At 72.5% G+C, this 444-nt stretch carries 1 protein-coding gene; it reads left to right on the forward strand.

The window, feature by feature from the left end; all coding sequences use genetic code 11:
• Positions 1-444 (forward strand): polyketide synthase dehydratase domain-containing protein (locus ADK36_RS11810; RefSeq protein ID WP_199830154.1); only part of this gene is annotated, 444 nt, incomplete at both ends.

Genomic DNA, 444 nt, shown 5'->3' on the forward strand with positions numbered 1-444 from the left:
TCCCTCACAACCCACCCCTGGCTCGCCGACCACGCCGCAGGCGGCACCACCCTCGTCCCCGGCGCCGCCCTCACCGACCTCCTCATCCGCGCCGGAGACCAGACCAACTCAAGTCACCTCACCGAGCTCGTCATCGAAGCGCCGCTCCTCATCCCCACGGAAGGCGGCATCCACATCCGCCTGGAGATCGGTGAAGCGGACGAGACCGGTCAGCGCACCGCACACCTGTACTCCCGCCCCGACGACGCGGCGCCCGGCACCCTCTTCACCCGCCATGCCTCGGCCCGCCTGTCCGCCGAGGCCCCGGCACCCGACTTCGACCTCACCCAGTGGCCCCCACCCGGAGCCGTCCCGATCGAGGACGCCGCCGAGCGCGCCTACGGCGAACTCGACGCCACCGGTTACGGCTACGGCCCCGCCTTCCGCGGCCTGCGTGCCGTATGG

Origin of the sequence: Streptomyces viridochromogenes (assembly GCF_001270495.1) — a bacterium.
GTDB classification, from domain to species: domain Bacteria; phylum Actinomycetota; class Actinomycetes; order Streptomycetales; family Streptomycetaceae; genus Streptomyces; species Streptomyces viridochromogenes_A.